Annotated in this window: 2 protein-coding genes; both read right to left on the reverse strand. The window is 56.1% G+C overall.

The features are described from left to right. Nucleotides 1–471: nucleoside triphosphate pyrophosphohydrolase family protein (locus tag AC1D15_RS32210; protein WP_477829258.1), on the reverse strand; the 471-nt coding region annotated here is incomplete at its 3' end. 26 nt (nt 472–497) lie between these two features. Then, on the reverse strand, nt 498–1,295 hold the full coding sequence (locus AC1D15_RS32215) for a hypothetical protein (protein ID WP_477829259.1): 798 nt from the start codon (nt 1,293–1,295) through the stop codon (nt 498–500). Nucleotides 1,296–1,415: the final 120 nt, after the last annotated feature.

Here is a 1,415-nt window from a genome sequence, read left to right on the forward strand (position 1 = left end):
ATCCTTCTCGACGCTCTCCATGAGCAAGCGACCGGAGTCGATTCCAAGCTGCCGCAGTCTCGTGAGCTTTTCTTCGTCCTTTAGCTGACTTCGGCTAAAGGCGACAAGCCCGTCGAACTCGTCAAACGCAATGTCATCCTTGCGCTCGTCGCAATTGACGCCGAAGTGTCGTTGCAGTTCAAGGATTGCCCCTGCGCCGATCTCCTGTAGCGATGACCCGCATTCCACCGCCGCCGTGGTGAGATACCACAGTGCGTCACCTAGCTCCTCTCCAATGCCGTGCAAGTCAGCAGGTTGAAGATCTCGATGCGACTTTTTCACAAGGGAAAGGACGCTTCCAATCTCGCCAAAGAGGCCGAACTGCAGCTGATCAAGTGCAGTGTCCTTGCCGCGAAACTGATTCGACGTACAAGCACGGTCTTGATATTCAGCAAGCGTGAGCTGTTGCTCGGAGCGCTCGATCGTTTTCAATTTTCACCCCCCTGTACTAGCTTCGGCTACCGGTTCGCCATCAGATCGTGCATCCGGTTTCTATAGGCAATGAGCCGTTCATTCACCAGCTTCAAGTCTTCCGTCAGTTCCGCGAACGCAGGGAACTGCTTTTGAATCTCTTGTGGCGCCGTGCTGCCGAAGTCTTCCTTCTTCGCCGCGTGTTCGTACCAACGTCGAAATCGTGCCTGCCACTTGGTCAGGTGAGGGCGAAGACCTTCGTTGAGCACCTCAATAGATAGCCGCACGATCTTTGCTGTGGAGTCACGTTGATACTTCCTGACGGGCACGTCCTTGATGAGCTCACGAGTCACAGAGAAGAAGGTGTGCCACGAGTCATAGACTTCGGTGATCACATCCTGCTCCAGGTCAATCGTGAGTCCGATCTTGCGGGTGCTCAATTCAACCCAAATCTTGTATGCAATCTGGCGATCATCGTCGTTTGGCTTAAGCTTGATCTTCTGCTGGCCCAAACCGAATTCGGCCTCATCGAGTTCGAAGTCCCTGCTTCTACCGGCTGTCAGGCGCCAGTAGCGCCACAGGACTCCACCAAGCACGACAATGGCGAGACCGCCGGTTGTGAATCCGTCGACATAGAGCGCTACGTCGAACTGCTTGGTAACGCTAAACGAGACGAGTGATCCGGGTTGTGCGGTCGTAGAAGACCCGCTCGGCGCGACCAATGTAGAACCTGAGGCCGCAAGTGACGGCTTGGCCGTTGCGGAACCGGTCGCTGCCCCACTGGGCGGTGGTGCTGAAGCGGGGGACGCAGTTTGCGGTGACGTCATGGCTGCGTTTTGCTCCATGTGGCGCTCTTGCGTTCCCACCGATACGGAGCCGCCAGATAGCCTTGCATTTGCAGTGCTTCGAACCACGCCACGAACTGGCTGACAAAAGCATTGCTGAAGTGGCGTCGGTATCCGCGC

The sequence above is a fragment of the Rhizobacter sp. P2_H2 genome (assembly GCF_056403375.1).

Excerpts from the sequence above, each read along its gene's own strand:
- AC1D15_RS32215 (WP_477829259.1), bottom strand. The coding sequence starts at position 1,295 with ATGGAGCAAAACGCAGCCATGACGTCACCGCAAACTGCGTCCCCCGCT.